The organism is Sphingobacterium rhinopitheci (assembly GCF_022627575.1).
In the GTDB taxonomy this organism is placed as follows: Bacteria; Bacteroidota; Bacteroidia; order Sphingobacteriales; family Sphingobacteriaceae; genus Sphingobacterium; species Sphingobacterium rhinopitheci.
In genome coordinates this window covers 1-17156 of the sequence record NZ_JADEYQ010000019.1, presented here as the reverse complement: position 1 = coordinate 17156, position 17156 = coordinate 1, and the positions used below count along the sequence as shown (strand labels likewise).

General features: G+C 34.8%; 16 protein-coding genes. 11 read left to right on the top strand and 5 right to left on the bottom strand.

Annotated features, from left to right (window positions below):
* Window positions 1-21: 21 nt before the first annotated feature.
* Together IP023_RS13515 and IP023_RS13510 are read right to left on the bottom strand one after the other, a co-directional pair.
* Entirely contained in the window at window positions 22-819 is a 798-nt protein-coding gene (locus IP023_RS13515) for a GLPGLI family protein (RefSeq protein WP_241790927.1), read from the bottom strand.
* Window positions 820-825: 6 nt separating this feature from the next.
* Complete coding sequence (locus IP023_RS13510) at window positions 826-3540, bottom strand: outer membrane beta-barrel protein (RefSeq protein ID WP_241790926.1); 2715 nt, start codon at window positions 3538-3540, stop codon at window positions 826-828.
* Window positions 3541-3844: 304 nt separating this feature from the next.
* Between IP023_RS13510 and IP023_RS13505 the strand changes: the two genes are divergently transcribed.
* The 9 genes from IP023_RS13505 to IP023_RS13465 all read left to right on the top strand — a co-directional run bounded on the left by IP023_RS13505 (window position 3845) and on the right by IP023_RS13465 (window position 11980).
* The gene (locus IP023_RS13505; RefSeq protein ID WP_241790925.1) at window positions 3845-5215 is read left to right on the top strand and encodes a dipeptidase; all 1371 of its coding nucleotides are present in this window, start codon (window positions 3845-3847) and stop codon (window positions 5213-5215) included.
* A 208-nt stretch (window positions 5216-5423) separates the two neighbouring features.
* Window positions 5424-6020: a lysophospholipid acyltransferase family protein gene (locus IP023_RS13500; RefSeq protein ID WP_241790924.1), complete on the top strand. Its 597-nt coding sequence runs from the start codon at window positions 5424-5426 to the stop codon at window positions 6018-6020.
* Window positions 6021-6161: 141 nt separating this feature from the next.
* Entirely contained in the window at window positions 6162-6383 is a 222-nt protein-coding gene (locus tag IP023_RS13495; RefSeq protein WP_241790923.1) for a DUF2795 domain-containing protein, read from the top strand.
* 99 nt (window positions 6384-6482) lie between these two features.
* A complete protein-coding gene (locus IP023_RS13490; RefSeq protein WP_241790922.1) occupies window positions 6483-6938 on the top strand; it encodes a hypothetical protein in 456 nt (151 codons plus the stop codon).
* A gap of 238 nt (window positions 6939-7176) precedes the next feature.
* Entirely contained in the window at window positions 7177-8166 is a 990-nt protein-coding gene (gene trpD, locus IP023_RS13485) for an anthranilate phosphoribosyltransferase (protein WP_241790921.1), read from the top strand.
* 364 nt (window positions 8167-8530) lie between these two features.
* Window positions 8531-9151, top strand: a complete 621-nt coding sequence (locus IP023_RS13480) for a phosphoribosylanthranilate isomerase (RefSeq protein WP_241790920.1) — start codon at window positions 8531-8533, stop codon at window positions 9149-9151.
* Window positions 9148-10332, top strand: a complete 1185-nt coding sequence (gene trpB / locus IP023_RS13475; RefSeq protein ID WP_241790919.1) for a tryptophan synthase subunit beta — start codon at window positions 9148-9150, stop codon at window positions 10330-10332. Before IP023_RS13480 ends, trpB begins: the two co-directional genes overlap by 4 nt.
* A 12-nt stretch (window positions 10333-10344) precedes the next feature.
* Window positions 10345-11100 carry a tryptophan synthase subunit alpha gene (trpA, locus tag IP023_RS13470; RefSeq protein WP_241790918.1) on the top strand — a complete coding sequence of 252 codons (756 nt, stop codon included), beginning with the start codon at window positions 10345-10347 and terminating at the stop codon, window positions 11098-11100.
* 136 nt (window positions 11101-11236) lie between these two features.
* Entirely contained in the window at window positions 11237-11980 is a 744-nt protein-coding gene (locus tag IP023_RS13465; protein ID WP_241790917.1) for an SDR family NAD(P)-dependent oxidoreductase, read from the top strand.
* A 60-nt stretch (window positions 11981-12040) separates the two neighbouring features.
* Here the strand turns inward: IP023_RS13465 and IP023_RS13460 are convergent, their stop codons facing one another.
* Together IP023_RS13460 and IP023_RS13455 are read right to left on the bottom strand one after the other, a co-directional pair.
* The gene (locus IP023_RS13460) at window positions 12041-12538 is read right to left on the bottom strand and encodes a GNAT family N-acetyltransferase (protein WP_241790916.1); all 498 of its coding nucleotides are present in this window, start codon (window positions 12536-12538) and stop codon (window positions 12041-12043) included.
* Between the two features lie 14 nt (window positions 12539-12552).
* A complete protein-coding gene (locus IP023_RS13455) occupies window positions 12553-13449 on the bottom strand; it encodes an endonuclease/exonuclease/phosphatase family protein (protein ID WP_241790915.1) in 897 nt (298 codons plus the stop codon).
* A gap of 335 nt (window positions 13450-13784) precedes the next feature.
* Here IP023_RS13455 and asnS point away from each other — a divergent pair, with 335 nt between their 5' ends.
* Window positions 13785-15230, top strand: coding sequence for an asparagine--tRNA ligase (gene asnS / locus IP023_RS13450; RefSeq protein ID WP_241790914.1), 1446 nt, complete (start codon window positions 13785-13787; stop codon window positions 15228-15230).
* A gap of 113 nt (window positions 15231-15343) precedes the next feature.
* The gene (locus IP023_RS13445) at window positions 15344-15964 is read left to right on the top strand and encodes an L-threonylcarbamoyladenylate synthase (protein ID WP_241790913.1); all 621 of its coding nucleotides are present in this window, start codon (window positions 15344-15346) and stop codon (window positions 15962-15964) included.
* A 364-nt stretch (window positions 15965-16328) separates the two neighbouring features.
* On the opposite strand, the gene IP023_RS13440 is transcribed toward IP023_RS13445, so the two are convergent.
* Entirely contained in the window at window positions 16329-16766 is a 438-nt protein-coding gene (locus tag IP023_RS13440) for an SRPBCC domain-containing protein (RefSeq protein ID WP_241790912.1), read from the bottom strand.
* Between the last annotated feature and the right edge of the window lie 390 nt (window positions 16767-17156).

Genomic DNA, 17156 nt, shown 5'->3' with positions numbered 1-17156 from the left:
ATATTGCTGTTCTTAATCCCCTTAGAGGAAGTATTCAGCCATCAGTAGGTTAAACACTTTGTCGCCTAGCATCCCACCAAGCGTAGAATTCAATTGATCATAAATCCCTTTACGTGTCATGGGTTTAATCTTTTTCTTTGTCAAATTAGGATCAACATAAGGCACGGGCGTTAAATCTACCTGCGTAGCAAACATATTAAAGTGCAACTCCGGTACTGCTACACCAAGGATCATCCCTGGGAGACCTCTAAAAGATGCAGGCCCACCAGAAACAGGAATTTCATCGGTATAAAAAGCTACTACATATACGGAGTCTAATGCTATTCCATTGGCTCTTCTACAGTTATAACCAGCTATATTGCGGTACTCATCTGTTATTTTCCATTTTATACTCAATAACGAATCGGTTATTAATATATCTTGGCCACCTAATGCAAATAAAGATTTTGACTCTTTAGCATTCATATTTTGATAGGTACTACCATCTGACTCTAAAATTCCCATCTGCATTAGCATAGCATAATTGTCCGGAAATTCCTGCTTCACCTGCTCAAAGCGGAGTTCGTTACCTTTGAAACTGAGTGACTTTTTTAGTACTATACTTTCAGGACTAGTGGCTACTATTTGTTCAAAAAATCTTTTTGAATTTTCCTCTTTGGAATAACTAGCATATCGCTTGAGTTTATTTTGCATAAACACAGTTTTATCATATGATATCTTCCCTTCATAAGGAAAGTAAGCATACTGTGCCAAGCCGCTGCTCGCATTAATAACTAAAAATAATATAGTAAGTAGTAATATTGATTTTATATTTTTCATCTTCAATTAGTTCGATTTTACAAACATTTTATTAATCTCCCAAGACATTTTCAACATATAATACCTTCCTATGGTATTATACCTTCTTTCGGTCAACTGTGTACCGGATTGGTTACGTGAGTACCCCACATTTTGATTTAGTATATCATTAACCGCCAAAGTCAGCATCAAAGTTTCATTAGCCAAAAATTTCTTTGATAGAGAAGGATTGATTAAGAAGCGCTCAAATTTCTCTTTATATACCTCCGTTGGTGCTTGATAGATATAGGTAAAGTTGGTTTCAAACTGGAACTTTTTAGGCAAAAAGTATTTGAAGTTCCCATCAACATTAAATGTAAACCCATTACTTTCAGAATCCTTACGGATTGAGTTTCTTTGTACGCTGTATCCAGGCCTCAAATTCAGATCGAAATCCAATCCTTTAGTTGTTGATTTTTGAATTCCATAACCCAATGTGTAATTTTCATTTGTTGCTTTTGCCAAAGTACCATTGATGTAATTATAATTTTCGTACACTGAAAAATTAGGTGAAATACCATGTCTAATTTGATACTTTTTGATCAATGTCGTGTAATAGAAAGCAAATAAAGTGATACTTTTATTATTATTAGCAGATAAATTTTCCCAAGTATAGGTATTCTTACCTTCCGAATCAGTCAACACATTTTGAATCAAAGCGTCTTTCGTACTAGCTCCAGTTATTCCTCCTCCCCAGAAAGTAAAAGTCATAATATTTGTAGAACGCATAAAAGCACTCACATTATGTGTATAAGCATTTATAAGGTTTTCATTACCCAAATACTCATTCAAAGGATCAATATTGGAACGTAGCGGCTGTATCTGACTTAATGAAGGTAATATATTCTCTCCTCTATAGTCAACATTTAACTGTTTGGTTTTAGATATATCATAGTTCAATCGAATATTAGGTGCGTATACTAAGAATGATCTTTTCATCTCATTATTGGTATAATTATCCACTTGCTTCAAACTACTTTGCTCCAAGAAATTGGACATATTGAAATTAATCTTTTCTATAGGCTTATAATTAAACGAAAGAGAATACGTGTTTTTAAAAGTGTTATAATCAAAATTATTACTAAATAGCGCATCAAACTGATCATATTCTCCTGTTGTAGCGTCTTTATTATATGATTCTACTTTATTTGAATTGTTCGTATTGTTCAGTTTATACTCCACAGTAGCGACAAATTTCTTCGAGAAAGGCTCCGAATAACTTAGGCTAGCTCCTTGATCAAATGACTTATCATCATTCAGTTTGCGCTGATCAATAACATCATCACGCACCCAAGCATTATCTACATAATAACTCAATTTAGAATTTATCAATTGATTACCCTTACTTTCAGCACCATTCAAACCATAATAGAAAGACAACGAACGTCCTTGCTTACTAAACTTGCGTGTAAATAATCCTGAAGCATTAAATGACGTCGATTTGCTATCCGCATAAAAATCTCTATTACTTTCATTGATACGATTTCCAAATTGATCTACAGTTTTGGAAATAGAATTACTGATATTCTCCGAATTATTATTCCCTGCTCCTGCCCATATCGTTAATGTTGTTAAGGAGTCAAATTTTGATTCATTTTTAAAACTAAAATTATTACGCTTATTCGAATTGTTACCTTTAGAATCACTATTTGTTAATAGTACCGTATCACGAAGTGAGTTTTGAATAAAAACATTACGATCAACATCTGTACTCAATTGATTGTATTTATAATCCAATCTCCATTTGTGTTTATCATTAGCTGATTTATCAGAATAGAATAACCCTGTATTTGTAGTTACGGGAATTCCCTCACCACGGTAATTTCCATCACCCCACTCGCCACCATCGATAATATCAGACTCATTGCCACTAAGGCTAGTTTTACCGTTATTGCTAGTAATCAAGAATGCAGAAACGCGTAATGATTTTTTGAAATAATTTAAGAACCCTTGGCCCAAATAAAACTTATCTGTGCCAACACCTGCCTCAGCTTTTCCAAAAACACCGTGCTTAGCATCTTCTTTCAACTTCACATTGATAGTCTGCGTACGTATGCCATCATCTACTCCTGTACGCTCGGCTTGATCAGATTTCTTTTCATATACCTGCACTTTATCTACCATATCGGAGCGGATATTTCGCGTTACAAGGATAGGATCATCCCCAAAAAACTCTTCCCCATCAACTAAAACTTTTTCTACAGTCTTACCTTGAGCTGTTATCTTTCCTGAAGCATCTACCGTAATACCTGGTAATACTTTCAGTAAATCTTCTACTTTAGCATTCTTTTCTACTGTAAATTGGGAAGCATCATACTCCGTCGTATCTCCTTTTAGCGTGATAGCTGCACGGCGATTGACCACAACCTCTTCAATCAAATTCTCCACACTTTGAAGTCCAATATCACCTAGGTTGCCCTCACTATTTGGTGATAGTAACTGATAGAAATCAGCATATTTGGGATAAGAAACAATAACTAGAAAATCACCTTGATTAGGTTTCTTCAATTCAAATTTACCAGCAGAATTTGTTCTTACAAAATCTACTAAAATAGAATCTTTGGCTTGCAACAACATAATAGTTGCATTTTCTAATTTCAAATTTTCCTTTTTATCAACTACATTGCCGGTTATGACACTTTGTGAAAAACCTGTTACTTGGAGACAAAAAACAGAAATCAATAATAGGATAACTCCTTTCATAAAATAATTAAGTTTATTATAGATAATGGAAATAAAGTACATTAATTAAACGTATTAGTTGATCAATATCCCAAAATGTTACAGGTGAAATGAATTATAAATAAAAATATTTTCACAAGTATTCAGAGACATACAATTAAAGCCTATACTATGAATGACCATTAATAGTAACTAATAGGTTTAAAAAAAAAGATGTAGCACGATCTTTGGTTTATAAGATGCAAAAGTAATCGTAATTACATAAAAAAATAGAATAAAGAATTATATATATTAATTCGCTATTTTTGTAAAAATCATTTTTGACATGCAAAACATCAAAGATTATGTGGAAGCGAATAAAGATCGCTTCTTAGAAGAATTATTCGAATTATTACGTTTCCCTTCTGTTAGTGCTGATCCTCAGTATAAAGAAGGCGTATTAAATACAGCAGAATTTGTAGCCCAAAAACTAAAAGATGCTGGTGCTGACAATGTAGAAATCTGTCCTACAGCTGGTTATCCAATTGTATATGGTGAAAAAATATTTGACGCTTCATTGCCTACTGTATTAGTATATGGTCACTATGACGTTCAACCTGCAGATCCATTAGAATTGTGGCATACGCCACCATTTGAGCCTACCGTTCGTGATGGTAAAATCTATGCTCGTGGTGCTGCAGATGACAAAGGTCAATTTTATATGCACGTGAAAGCTTTTGAGTATATGGTTCGTGAAAACCAATTAGCGTGTAACGTAAAATTTATGATTGAAGGTGAAGAAGAAGTAGGTTCTGAGAACTTGGGTATTTTTGTTGCTGCAAATAAAGAACGCTTAAAAGCTGATGTAATCGTTATTTCTGATACTTCAATGATTAGCTTAGAAAACCCGTCTCTAGAAACTGGATTACGTGGTTTATCATATGTAGAAGTAGAAGTAACAGGTCCTAACCGCGACTTACACTCTGGTGTATACGGAGGTGCTGTTGCCAACCCAGCTACAATCTTAGCTAAATTGATCGCTTCATTGCATGACGAGAACAACCATATTGCTATCCCAGGATTCTATGACGATGTCGTTGAATTGACAGCTGAAGAAAGAAAAGCTTTAAATGAAGCTCCTTTCGATATCGAAGAATATAAAACTGATTTAGGCGTTAGTGATGTTTGGGGAGAAGAAGGTTATACAACAATTGAGCGTACAGGTATCCGTCCTACGTTAGAAGTGAATGGTATATGGGGTGGTTACATTGGCGAAGGTGCTAAGACAGTATTGCCATCTAAAGCATTTGCTAAGATTTCTATGCGTTTGGTACCAAACCAAGATTCACACAAAATCACAAAATTATTCAAAGATCACTTTGAAGGAATCGCTCCTAGCAATGTTCAAGTGACTGTAAAACCGCATCATGGTGGTGAGCCTGTTGTTACTCCTACGGATAGTATTGCATACAAAGCAGCAGAGAAAGCGTTAGAGGTTACATTTAACAAAAAACCTATTCCTACACGTGGCGGTGGATCTATTCCTATTGTAGCATTATTTGAAAAAGAATTAGGCATTAAAACTGTTCTTTTGGGATTTGGCTTAGATAGTGACAACCTACACTCTCCAAATGAGAAATACGGTATTGAGAATTACTTAAAAGGAATCGAAACTATTCCTTTGTTCCACAAATATTATGCTGAATTAAGCAAATAAAAATAAAGGGGCTGATAATTTAGCCCCTTTATTTTTTATTTACCAACATATTATATCTTTGTGTATGTTAAATCTGTTAAGAAGAGCACATACAACCTTATATTTATCTTCCGTTTTCATTTTCTTTTGTATTTTCTATCCATTTCTTTATTTTTTTATAAAGAATCCACAGAAATATTATCGGCACATAGCCTTTTGTAGAAAATGGATGACTATCCTTGCTGCCTACAGTGTAGGAATAAAGTTTAAGATTGAATATGAAAGTGATATTGACTGGTCTAAAAACTATGTCATCTGTCCCAATCATACTTCATTATTAGATATTACGGCAGTAACCTATCTATGTAAACAACCGATATCTTTTATCGGTAAATCCGAATTACTTCATAATCCTGTAACACGTACATTCTTTAAGACTATAGATATTGCAGTGGATCGCTCTAGTCGTGTGTCAGCATTCAAAGCATTCAAACAGGCTGACAAAGCCTTGAAAGAAGGGAAATCATTAGTCATATTCCCGGAAGGAAAGATAGACGATGAATTCCCGCCACGATTGCATGAATTCAAGTCAGGCTCTTTTCGCTTGGCATTGGATAACGAAGTACAATTACTCCCTGTTGTGATAGTAGATGCTTGGAAAATACTATGGGACGATGGCAAAAAATTTGGCTCGCGACCAGGGACGGTCCATATTAAAGTATTAAAACCAATAACTACAAAAAATCTATCTGCCGTAGAGCTAGCGTCGTTGCAAGAGAGAGTATTCACGCAAATGCAATATCATTGGAAAACTCCAAATAAATAAAAAAAGAAATAAACGTCAAAAAATAAAAATCTAGTTATCAACAAGTTAAAGTTGTTAAATTCATTTAACATGTATTTAACTTGCAATAGTTAAATATATTGCTATTTTTGCGAAAAAGGTAAAACATTAAATAGTAAAACTATGTATTGGACACTAGAATTAGCATCACATTTAGAGGATGCTCCATGGCCTGCAACAAAAGATGAATTAATCGATTATGCAATTCGTTCTGGAGCTCCAGTAGAGGTAATTGAGAATCTTCAAGCTTTGGAAGATGATGGCGAGCCTTATGAAGTTATCGAAGAAATTTGGCCTGATTATCCAACGAAAGACGATTTCTTTTTCAATGAAGACGAGTATTAAAATATCATAAAAATAGCACTTTTTGAAAGTGCTATTTTTATTTTGTATCGTCTAAGCCGTCTCTTACATTGGATGTCAAACCATCATAACCACAATTCTATGCGCACAATTCTAGCTTTTGTATTGACCCTATCTTCTTTTTTTTCATTTGCTCAGCAAGAGCAAAATGCCAATACCACTTGTGACAGTACTATTTTACGTTCATTTATAGCACAGCTTGCCGAAGATAGCATTGCTTATGATGTGATATTGAGCCAATATATGACCATTGAAAAACCTAACAATGACATATATGACTACTTAGAGGCTAGTTTGGGTGAAATCCGTGTCAATCTAATGAATAAAAAATTAGATGAAATTACATATATAGCCTATAGTAAAATGCCTAAAAAAGATATTAAAGACATTGATATCGAATCACTCAACCCAGATAATATCTACTTTTTATACTATCGCAACAAGCAAATGCTTGCGGTATACCTAGAAGAAGAAAAAATTGCATCCTTCACGTTGGTAGCAAATGGAAAAGGGAAAGCACATTTTGTACTTTATTAAAAGAATAAAATCATTTAAAAGAATTATAATAAAAAAACTCAATAAATATTTTGACTTTAATAATTCATTTAGGATATTTGTTTATAAACAATCAACAATTGAATCAATTAGTATCAAACAACGCATGGTGGTGGCACAACAATTAATGTTGTGGCAAATGTCTATTGCTTAAATTTGAATTACAATCAAAAAATAGTAGGCTTGCCAGTAAGGTAAGCCTTTTTCTTTTTTTAAAATTATGAAAGACATATTAAAACATCTATTTGAATACAAATCGTTTAGTCGTGAACAAGCATACGAGATTCTTACAAATATTACGACAGGCCACTATGATCCGCACCAAATTGCCGCCTTTATGACGACTTATGGTATGCGTAGTATTCGTGTTGAGGAGTTAAATGGGTTTCGTGATGCCATGTACGATTTATGTTTGAAGCTTGATTTTAATGGTTATGATTTGATTGATATGTGCGGTACTGGTGGTGACGGTAAGAATACCTTCAACATATCGACATTGGCTTCATTTGTGATTGCTGGAGCGGGGTATAAAGTGGCGAAACATGGTAATGTTGGTGTTTCTTCGGGATGCGGTTCTTCGAATGTAATGGAGGCTTTAGGTTATACTTTTACGAACGATAAAGATATCCTTCACAAACAATTGGATGAGGCAAATATATGCTTCTTGCACGCACCGTTATTTCATCCTGCAATGAAAACTGTTGCTCCAATACGTCGTGCTTTAGGCGTAAAAACATTTTTCAATATGCTAGGTCCTTTAACAAACCCTGCAAATCCTAAGTATCAATCAGTAGGAGTTTTCAGTTTAGAATTAGCACGCTTATATACCTATCTCTACCAAAATACAGATAAACAATATAGTATCATTCATTCATTAGATGGGTATGATGAAATCTCTCTTACAGGAGATTTTAAAGTGATCAACAACAAAGGTGAAAATTACTATTCTGTTGATGAATTAGGATTCAAACCTGTGAATGCTGAAGACTTAGCAGGTGGTGATACAGTTGAAGATGCGACGAAATTATTTAAAGTGATTATCGAAGGACAAGGCAATGAGGTACAAAACAATGTAGTATTAACTAATGCTGCTTTTGGAATCAAAACATTCCATCCTGAGAAATCATTTGCTGATTGTTACTATGAAGCTGAGCAGTCATTACTTGGTCTGAAAGCATTGGATGCATTGAAAAAGTTGACTGGGAGGTAAATCTTAGTAAAGAGGTGTTTGAATGCAGTGTTTTAGATCTTTCATTGCATTCAAGATGACAAATATGTTTTTTGTCATTCTGACGACAGTAGACATAACTTGTCATTCTGATGACAGGAAGAATCTATTTTAGAGAGAGATTAGATTGCTTTAGATCTTTCATTTCATTCAAGATGACAAATATGTTTTTTGTCATTCTGACGACAGTTGACATAACTTGTCATTCTGACGACAGGAAGAATCTATTGTAGATAGAGAGATTAGATTGTAATGTTTTAGATCTTTCATTGCATTCAAGATGACAACAATAAAAGATGTTTTTTAGATCTTGCATACAAGATGATATATTAATAAACAAAAACAAATGACTAAAAAGCTAAAAATAAAAGTTTGTGGGATGCGTGAAGCCAGTAACATAGAGGCGCTCACAGCGCTACCTATTGATTATATTGGCTTTATATTTTATGCAAAGTCATCAAGATTTGTAAGCGATATACCCATATACAACATCCCTAATCATATCAAAAAAGTCGGTGTATTTGTGAATACTACATTAGATGAAATAAAGAAAAAAGTTAAAGAATTTGATTTACAAGTTGTACAATTGCATGGCGACGAAAGTCCTGAATTGTGCAAGCACGTAAGCGAATTGGGAATAGAAACTTTAAAAGCTTTTGGCATAGACGATGATTTTGAATGGAAAACAATCAGCGATTATGAAAATACTGTTGACTATTTCCTATTCGATACCAAAAGCAAGGCTTACGGCGGAACGGGCCAATCTTTCAATTGGGAAAAGTTGAGAGAAAATCCTTACAACAAACCTTATTTATTAAGTGGAGGTATCTCCATTGACAATATCAAAGAAGCTGCAACATTTAAAGACGAAAGATTATACGGATTAGATTTAAATTCTAAATTTGAAATCCAACCGGCAATAAAAAATATAGATTTATTAACACAAGCATTATCAATTATAAAATGAGCAAATATCAAGTAGATAGCAAAGGTTATTATGGACCATTTGGGGGAGCTTATATTCCTGAAATGTTGTACCCAAATGTAGAAGAACTACAAAACCAATATTTGCAAATCATGGATGACCCTTCCTTCAAGGAAGAGTTCGAACAGTTATTAAAAGATTATGTAGGCCGTCCATCCCCGCTTTATCACGCTAAACGACTATCAGATAAATACGGAGCAAAAATATTCTTAAAACGTGAAGATTTAAATCATACAGGAGCACATAAAATCAATAATACGATTGGTCAAATATTACTAGCACAGAAATTAGGCAAAAAACGTATTATTGCCGAAACCGGTGCTGGCCAACACGGTGTTGCAACCGCTACCGTCTGTGCTTTGAAAGGCTTGGAATGTGTCGTTTATATGGGAGCAATCGATATTGAGCGTCAAGCACCCAATGTCGCACGTATGAAAATGATGGGAGCTACAGTCGTTCCAGCGACTTCAGGAAGTCAAACATTAAAAGATGCAACAAATGAAGCGCTACGTGATTGGATAAATAACCCTGTGGACACACACTATATCATCGGTTCGGTAGTAGGTCCGCATCCATATCCAGATATGGTTGCGCGTTTCCAATCTATTATCTCAGCAGAGACACGCAAACAGCTATTAGAAAAAACTGGTAAAGAAACGCCAGATATCGTAATGGCATGTGTAGGTGGAGGCTCAAATGCGGCAGGAATGTTTTATAATTTCTTGGATGATGAAGAGGTCAAAATCATTGCTGTAGAAGCAGCAGGACATGGCGTTGACTCTGGAGAAACTGCAGCTACAACAGCTTTGGGCAGAGAAGGCGTTTTGCACGGTAGTCGCCAAATATTAATGCAGACAGAAGATGGTCAAGTAATCGAGCCTTATTCAATTTCCGCAGGACTGGATTATCCTGGGATTGGCCCTCAACATGCTTGGTTGTTCAAATCAGGACGTGGGGAATATGTATCCGCTACAGACGACGAGGCGATGCAAGCAGGATTGCGCTTGACAAAATTGGAAGGTATTATCCCAGCAATTGAGAGTTCTCACGCTTTAGCACATTTGGAGAAAATGAAGTTCAAGGGTGATGAAACTGTTGTTATCTGTCTTTCGGGACGTGGAGATAAGGATTTGGACAATTATATGAAGTATTTTAATCTGTAAAAGACTACAATTATGCAAGTTACAAAACATTCCAACGGATTGTTATCTATATATTTTACGGCTGGCTATCCAACATTAGATAGCACGGTTACAATAGCAAAAGCACTAGAAGAAGCTGGCGCCGACTTTTTGGAAATAGGTTTCCCCTATTCAGATCCTGTAGCCGATGGACCAACAATTCAGCATTCTTCGGAAGAAGCACTAAAAAACGGTATGACCTTAGCACTTCTATTTGAACAATTGAAGGATTTACGTCAACATGTTTCTATCCCTGTTTATTTGATGGGTTATTTCAACCCGGTATTACAGTATGGTGTAGAAAACTTCTGCAAATCATGTAAAGAGGTAGGTGTCAACGGGTCTATTATCCCGGATCTTCCGATGTATGAGTACGAAGAATTATATCAATCTATTTTCGAAGAAAATGGCATTAGTAATATTTTCTTGGTAACACCGCAAACGTCAGAATCACGTATCCGTAAAATTGATGATTTAACGACAAACTTTATTTATTTGTTATCTTCAAATGCTATAACAGGAGGTAATCTAGAAGTAAAAGATCAGGCTGAAGCTTATTTCAAACGTATAAAGGATATGGATTTAAAAAACCCTTTTATTATAGGTTTTGGTATATCAAATAAGGAAACTTTTGGTAAAGCTACCAAATATGCAAATGGTGCTATTGTCGGAACCGCATTTGTCAAGCTTTTAGCAGAAGAAAATTACTTAACGAAGATTCCAGATTTTATTAAAAGCATTAAAGGATAATAATCATAACAAATTATGAAGGCCTCACGAGTTAAATACTTTATGAGGCCTTTTCATTTTATATAATTACTTTTTATTGAAACATTAATCACTTTTTACCTCATTATAAAGTTCTATTTTAGTAAAAACATTTACTATGAGACAGTTAGAAAATAAAGTAGCCATCGTAACTGGAGGAGCTTCAGGTATTGGAAAAGCTATTGTTGAGCTTTTTGTAAAAGAAGGAGCTAAAGTTGTCATCTCTGACTTAAATGAGGTGCTAGGAAAGCAATTAGCCATCACATGTGGCGAAAATAACGCGACATTTATAAAAGCAGATTCTTCATCTCCAGAAGATAATAAAAAAATTGTCGATCTAGCGATTGAAAAATTTGGTGCACTACATATTGCCGTCAATAATGCTGGAATAGGTGGAGCTGCCGCAACAGTAGGTGATTATAAAATCGAAGATTGGAAAAAAGTAATTGATATAAATCTTAATGGTGTTTTCTATGGTATGCTGTACCAAATTCCTGAGATAGAAAAAGTTGGTGGAAGTATAATCAACATGGCGTCTATATTAGGCCAAGTGGGATTTGCGCAATCATCAGCCTATGTGGCAGCCAAACATGGGGTCGTTGGATTAACGAAATCTGCTGGCTGGGAATATGGAACTAAAGGAGTTCGAGTTAATGCTATTGGTCCAGGATTCATATCTACACCTTTAGTAGACAATGCTTTAGATAAATCAACTTTAGATTATTTAGCTAGCCAACATGCATTTCAACGTCTCGGTAAAGCAGAAGAAGTTGCAGAACTAGCATTATGGTTAGCATCAGACAAATCATCCTTTGTAACTGGCTCCTACTACCCAGTGGATGGTGGATACCTAGCTAAATAAGTAATACGAAAAGATACCAAAGACTTGGATAATCGTGTCTTTGGTATCTTTCAATGAAAATCATATCAACTTCTCAAAAGCTTTGCGAGCTGAACCTCTAAAATAAACTTCACCACAATATTGATAACCCAACCGATCCAAAATTTTGAGCATCGCTATATTGTCAAAATTAGTATCTACTTTGATGCTGTGTACATTTTGGGATAAGGCCAATTCTTCTACATATTTGAAAAAGTGCGTTGCTATTCCCATCCCTTTGGAACGCTCAGCAGCGGCAACACGATGTAAGACTACGTAATCATCCGTAGAAAGCCACTTTCCTTCGATATCATCATATGCAGGCTCGCCGTCAAAAATAACCGCAGCATAAGCCAATACACCTTCGTCATCAGCGATGACATATGCCCAATCATTGTTCAAATCATTACAAATAGCATCTGGATTTGGATAACCGTCTTGCCATTGACTACTACCATCACTTTTTCTACGTGCTATAGCATACTGAAGTACTTCCCAAATCTGGTCTATATCTGATTCTACGGCTTTTCTAAATATCATACCTATATTCAATCCTATTGTCTATTATCACTAACCTCTTCTTTACCTTCCTCTATCAATTCCTCGACCTCAATTTTCTCATCCGAATCTAACGTTTTAATATCAGATTCTTGTTCATCATTATTCTTGTCAATATAAAAAATAGACATAATAGGAAAATGGTCAGAACCTATTGACGGCAAAATCTTTAAATATCTAATAAAAATAGTCGAACTATGATATAACAAATCTAAGGGTATTCTAAAAAACCAATATTTGGTATGAAAAGTAGCTAGATAACCTCTGCCATATCGTGCATCAATTAAACCACTAGTTTTCTTAAACAAAATAGAAGCTCGTGACCAAGCGACAGTATTGAAATCACCTGTTACAAATACGGGTAGCTTATAATCCTTGACCTGTTTTGCGACACTCAACAAATCGCCATCTCTTTCCTTTGATGTCGCTTCTTCTGTCGGACTTGGCGGTGGTGGATGCACGCCAAAAAACACAAATCGATAACCGTCGTTTGTTTCTATTTCAGCTTCAATACTTGGGAGGTCATCGGCAACAAAATGATGTACTTTAAGGCTTATTACTTTGAGCTTAGTATAGAAATGCATACCATAGGTATTCTCCAAAGCAATCTTTTGGGAATAAGGGTAATCTTTTTCTAAGGGTTGCATCGCATTTTCCCAATCCAAATTACTCTCCATAGTTAGAAATATATCAGGCTGCTCCCGATTGATCAGTTCTACTAAGCGTTCATATGCCGTGTTAAATTGATATACATTAACTGAAATTACTTTAATATCATTAGAATGATGTTCGGAGGGAGCATATTTTGTAGATCGCCAGAATTTTGTGAAGCGAGCAAATATATATACATTATATAACACAGAAAATATCAACACTAAACAAATCCATTTCATGTTACCCAACGCATTTAGATAGAACATACTCACAGTCAACAATAGGAGCTGCAAAACGAAAATTTGAGGTCTAATAAAATCAGGCACCCTAAAAACCCAATGTTGATTTCTACTAAACGGCAGGATGCTTAATAAAAGTACGATACATGACAGAACCGACAAAATGCTAACCATAGGATAAGTTTATATATTGTATGATTACTAAAATTAAAATACATCTATCAATATTCCTAAATAATAAAGATAATAAGTCTAAAAAATTAGCTTTTATAACACAATATAATAGCGTATTTTTGTACTCTTAAAGTTAGCATTATAAATTCCTTAGACATACAATGGAACATACACGAATTAAAGAATTATTAAAATCCGAAGAATTTGGAAAAGAGGTTATTGTAAAAGGTTGGGTTAGAACATTCCGTAATAATCAATTTATTGCGATCAATGACGGTTCTACGATTAATAATATACAAGCTGTAGTAGATTTTGAAAATACGCCTGAAGATATCTTAAAAAGAATTACTACAGGTTCGGCTGTTCGTGTAAAAGGTAATTTGGTAGAATCACAAGGCAAAGGTCAACGTGTGGAAGTCCAAGCTACAGAAGTTTCTATTATTGGCGATTCGGATCCCGAAAAATATCCACTACAACCTAAGAAGCATAGCTTAGAATTCTTACGTGAGATTGCTCACTTGCGTGTTCGTACAGGAACATTCAATGCTATTTTCAAAGTACGTAATGCCTTATCATTTGCTATACACAAATTCTTCCAAGAGCGTGACTTCGTATATTTCCACTCACCTATTATCACAGGTTCGGATGCTGAAGGTGCAGGTGAAATGTTCCGAGTAACGACATTGGATCCTATCAACCCTCCTTTGACAGAAGATGGCAAAGTAGATTATAAAGAAGATTTCTTTGGTAAATCAACTAACTTAACGGTTTCAGGACAGCTGGAAGGTGAATTAGCGGCTTTAGCATTCGGTAACATTTACACTTTCGGTCCTACTTTCCGCGCCGAAAATTCCAATACGACACGTCACTTGGCTGAGTTTTGGATGATTGAGCCAGAGATGGCATTTTATGAGCTAGAAGACAATATGGATTTGGCGGAAGACTTGTTGAAATATGTCATCAAATATGCTTTAGAAGCTTGTCCGGAAGAAATTGAGTTCTTAAAAAACCGTTTGCTAGAAGAAGAGAAATCTAAACCGCAAGCGGAGCGCTCGGAATTGAACTTAGTAGATAAATTAAACTTCGTTTTAGAAAATAACTTTGAGCGTTTGACATATACAGAAGCTATCGATATTTTGAAATCTTCTAAACCAAACCAAAAGAAACAATTCAAATATTTAATTGAAGGTTGGGGCGCTGACTTACAATCGGAGCATGAAAGATATTTGGTCGAGAAACACTTCAAAAAACCAGTAATCTTAACAGATTATCCACGTGAGATCAAGTCATTCTACATGAAACAAAATGAAGTAGATGCTGAAGGTCGTCACACCGTACGTGCTATGGATATTCTTTTCCCTGGTATCGGTGAGATGGTTGGCGGATCACAACGTGAAGAAAACTTAGACAAACTTTTAGCGCGTATGGCTGAAGTAGGTATCGAACCTGAGGAAATCGAATGGTTCTTAGACACACGCCGTTTCGGTTCAGTGCCACATTCAGGATTTGGTGTTGGTTTTGAAAGATTGGTATTATTCACTACAGGTATGACGAATATCCGTGACGTAATTCCTTTCCCACGTACGCCAAAGAATGCTGAATTTTAATAAATAAAAAACGTATAACACAACAGCCAAAACATTTTTTTGGCTGTTGTTGTTTACAATAAAAAATAGTATAGATAAATTCACTTTAAGAAAACCTTTTTTATAAATTCAATATGCTAGTAAAAATATATAATGACAATCCTAATCCTAAGATAATAGATCAGGCTGTTGACATTCTAAAAAAAGGAGGTGTGATCATTTATCCTACGGATACTGTTTATGGTATTGGCTGTGATATTACCAATCAGAAAGCTATCGAACGTGTATGTCAAATACGTGGAATAAAACCCGAAAAGGCAAACTTATCCTTCATCTGCTATGACTTAACAGATATCTCTCAATATACAAAGCCTTTTGATACAGCAGTATTTCGTGTTCTGAAAAAAGCACTACCTGGACCATTTACTTTTATCTTCAATGCTAGCGGACAAGTTCCTAAGCTATTGAGCTCAAAAAAGAAAACTGTAGGTATTCGTGTTCCTGACAATGCCATTGTTCGCGAAATAGTAAAGCAATTGGGTAATCCTATCGTCACAACTTCGATTCATGATGAAGATGAAATCATTGAATATTCTACAGATCCTGAATTGATATACGAGAAATACCAAGATTTGGTAGATCTAGTGATCGACGGTGGATATGGCGACAATGTCGCTTCAACAATCGTAGACTTAACGAATGGCGAATTTGAAGTAATCCGTGAAGGAAAAGGTGATTTGGATATGTATATTTAGATAAATCAACAGCCAAAAATATAAAAAACAAAGAGCCGAATACTAAATACATTCGGCTCTTTGTTTTAGTGCTTGATTAAACATTTCAAACCCTGCTAAGCTATCTTTATCAATAATATGCTGGATTAATAGGTGGTTTGTTCCTATAATAATTCAATCTATAAACTTGGAGAGTTACATTTTGATATGCTAATCAATCACTTATAATATCAACATTCTTCGAGAACATTCCTATCATCGTCAAGAAGACCAGACAATTCTACATTGTCATGTTGAACATCTTGAAACATCAAAAAAATATTTTTTTAGCCTTAGCGTATAGCCCAATCTGTATCAGAGTAACCCCATTAATAATGTAGTCTTACTACGTGTTTTCACATCTTATTTTTAGTGCTTGATTAAACATTTCAAACCCTGCTAAGGTATCTTTATCAATCATACGCTTCAGAAAAGGAATTAATACGCCTGAAAAAACTTCCCCTTGAATAAATTCTGTGGTATTTGCATCTATCCTATTCAATATAAAGTAATGCTCACCATCAAACAGTCCTTTGACGAATAACTTACCTTTCCAACGTAACTCTGTATTACTTTCCTTACGCAATATCTTAGGATTCATCGTTATTTGAAAACCATTGGGTTGCGTCAAAAGTACTTTCACATTATTTCCAACTTCAGGGAATACGGATAACGGTTTGATTGTAGGTGACCATTCTGAGTCCGATTTGTAGTCCATTAGGATTTGCCAAATACTTTCTACCGAATTGTTAATAATAATACGTGTTGTTATTGCTCTTTTCATCTATCAAAAGTAGATTATCATAGCGGAAAAGTTCTTGACATATATCAAGAATTCAAATTCTATCGGTGAAGCCAATTTATTGTTAACAAGGGAATACAAACATAAGTAGATAAAAAATGGCATAATTCTGTCAACATCATATCAACATGTTATCCACAAAAAATGTGGATAACTATACTTAAACTGTTTAAAATGACAAATAATAAGCTCAAACTAGCTTGTATTTAATCCTAAAATTAATAATTGCATGAATATTTAGGTCAATTATAGTAGTATAAATTGTATTTACCGAAAAATTTCAAATGAAATTATTATAAACAATAAATTAACAGTTATTACAAACAATTGTTAATAAGTATATTATTAAAACAAGTGAGCTCCAACCTATAC

Bases quoted from the DNA above. Each gene is read 5' to 3' on its own strand.
- IP023_RS13515 (WP_241790927.1), bottom strand. From the start codon at position 819: ATGAAAAATATAAAATCAATATTACTACTTACTATATTATTTTTAGTT.
- IP023_RS13510 (WP_241790926.1), bottom strand. From the start codon at position 3,540: ATGAAAGGAGTTATCCTATTATTGATTTCTGTTTTTTGTCTCCAAGTA.
- IP023_RS13505 (WP_241790925.1), top strand. From the start codon at position 3,845: ATGCAAAACATCAAAGATTATGTGGAAGCGAATAAAGATCGCTTCTTA.
- IP023_RS13500 (WP_241790924.1), top strand. From the start codon at position 5,424: ATGACTATCCTTGCTGCCTACAGTGTAGGAATAAAGTTTAAGATTGAA.
- IP023_RS13495 (WP_241790923.1), top strand. From the start codon at position 6,162: ATGTATTGGACACTAGAATTAGCATCACATTTAGAGGATGCTCCATGG.
- IP023_RS13490 (WP_241790922.1), top strand. From the start codon at position 6,483: ATGCGCACAATTCTAGCTTTTGTATTGACCCTATCTTCTTTTTTTTCA.
- trpD (WP_241790921.1), top strand. From the start codon at position 7,177: ATGAAAGACATATTAAAACATCTATTTGAATACAAATCGTTTAGTCGT.
- IP023_RS13480 (WP_241790920.1), top strand. From the start codon at position 8,531: ATGACTAAAAAGCTAAAAATAAAAGTTTGTGGGATGCGTGAAGCCAGT.
- trpB (WP_241790919.1), top strand. From the start codon at position 9,148: ATGAGCAAATATCAAGTAGATAGCAAAGGTTATTATGGACCATTTGGG.
- trpA (WP_241790918.1), top strand. From the start codon at position 10,345: ATGCAAGTTACAAAACATTCCAACGGATTGTTATCTATATATTTTACG.
- IP023_RS13465 (WP_241790917.1), top strand. From the start codon at position 11,237: ATGAGACAGTTAGAAAATAAAGTAGCCATCGTAACTGGAGGAGCTTCA.
- IP023_RS13460 (WP_241790916.1), bottom strand. From the start codon at position 12,538: ATGATATTTAGAAAAGCCGTAGAATCAGATATAGACCAGATTTGGGAA.
- IP023_RS13455 (WP_241790915.1), bottom strand. From the start codon at position 13,449: ATGAAATGGATTTGTTTAGTGTTGATATTTTCTGTGTTATATAATGTA.
- asnS (WP_241790914.1), top strand. From the start codon at position 13,785: ATGGAACATACACGAATTAAAGAATTATTAAAATCCGAAGAATTTGGA.
- IP023_RS13445 (WP_241790913.1), top strand. From the start codon at position 15,344: ATGCTAGTAAAAATATATAATGACAATCCTAATCCTAAGATAATAGAT.
- IP023_RS13440 (WP_241790912.1), bottom strand. From the start codon at position 16,766: ATGAAAAGAGCAATAACAACACGTATTATTATTAACAATTCGGTAGAA.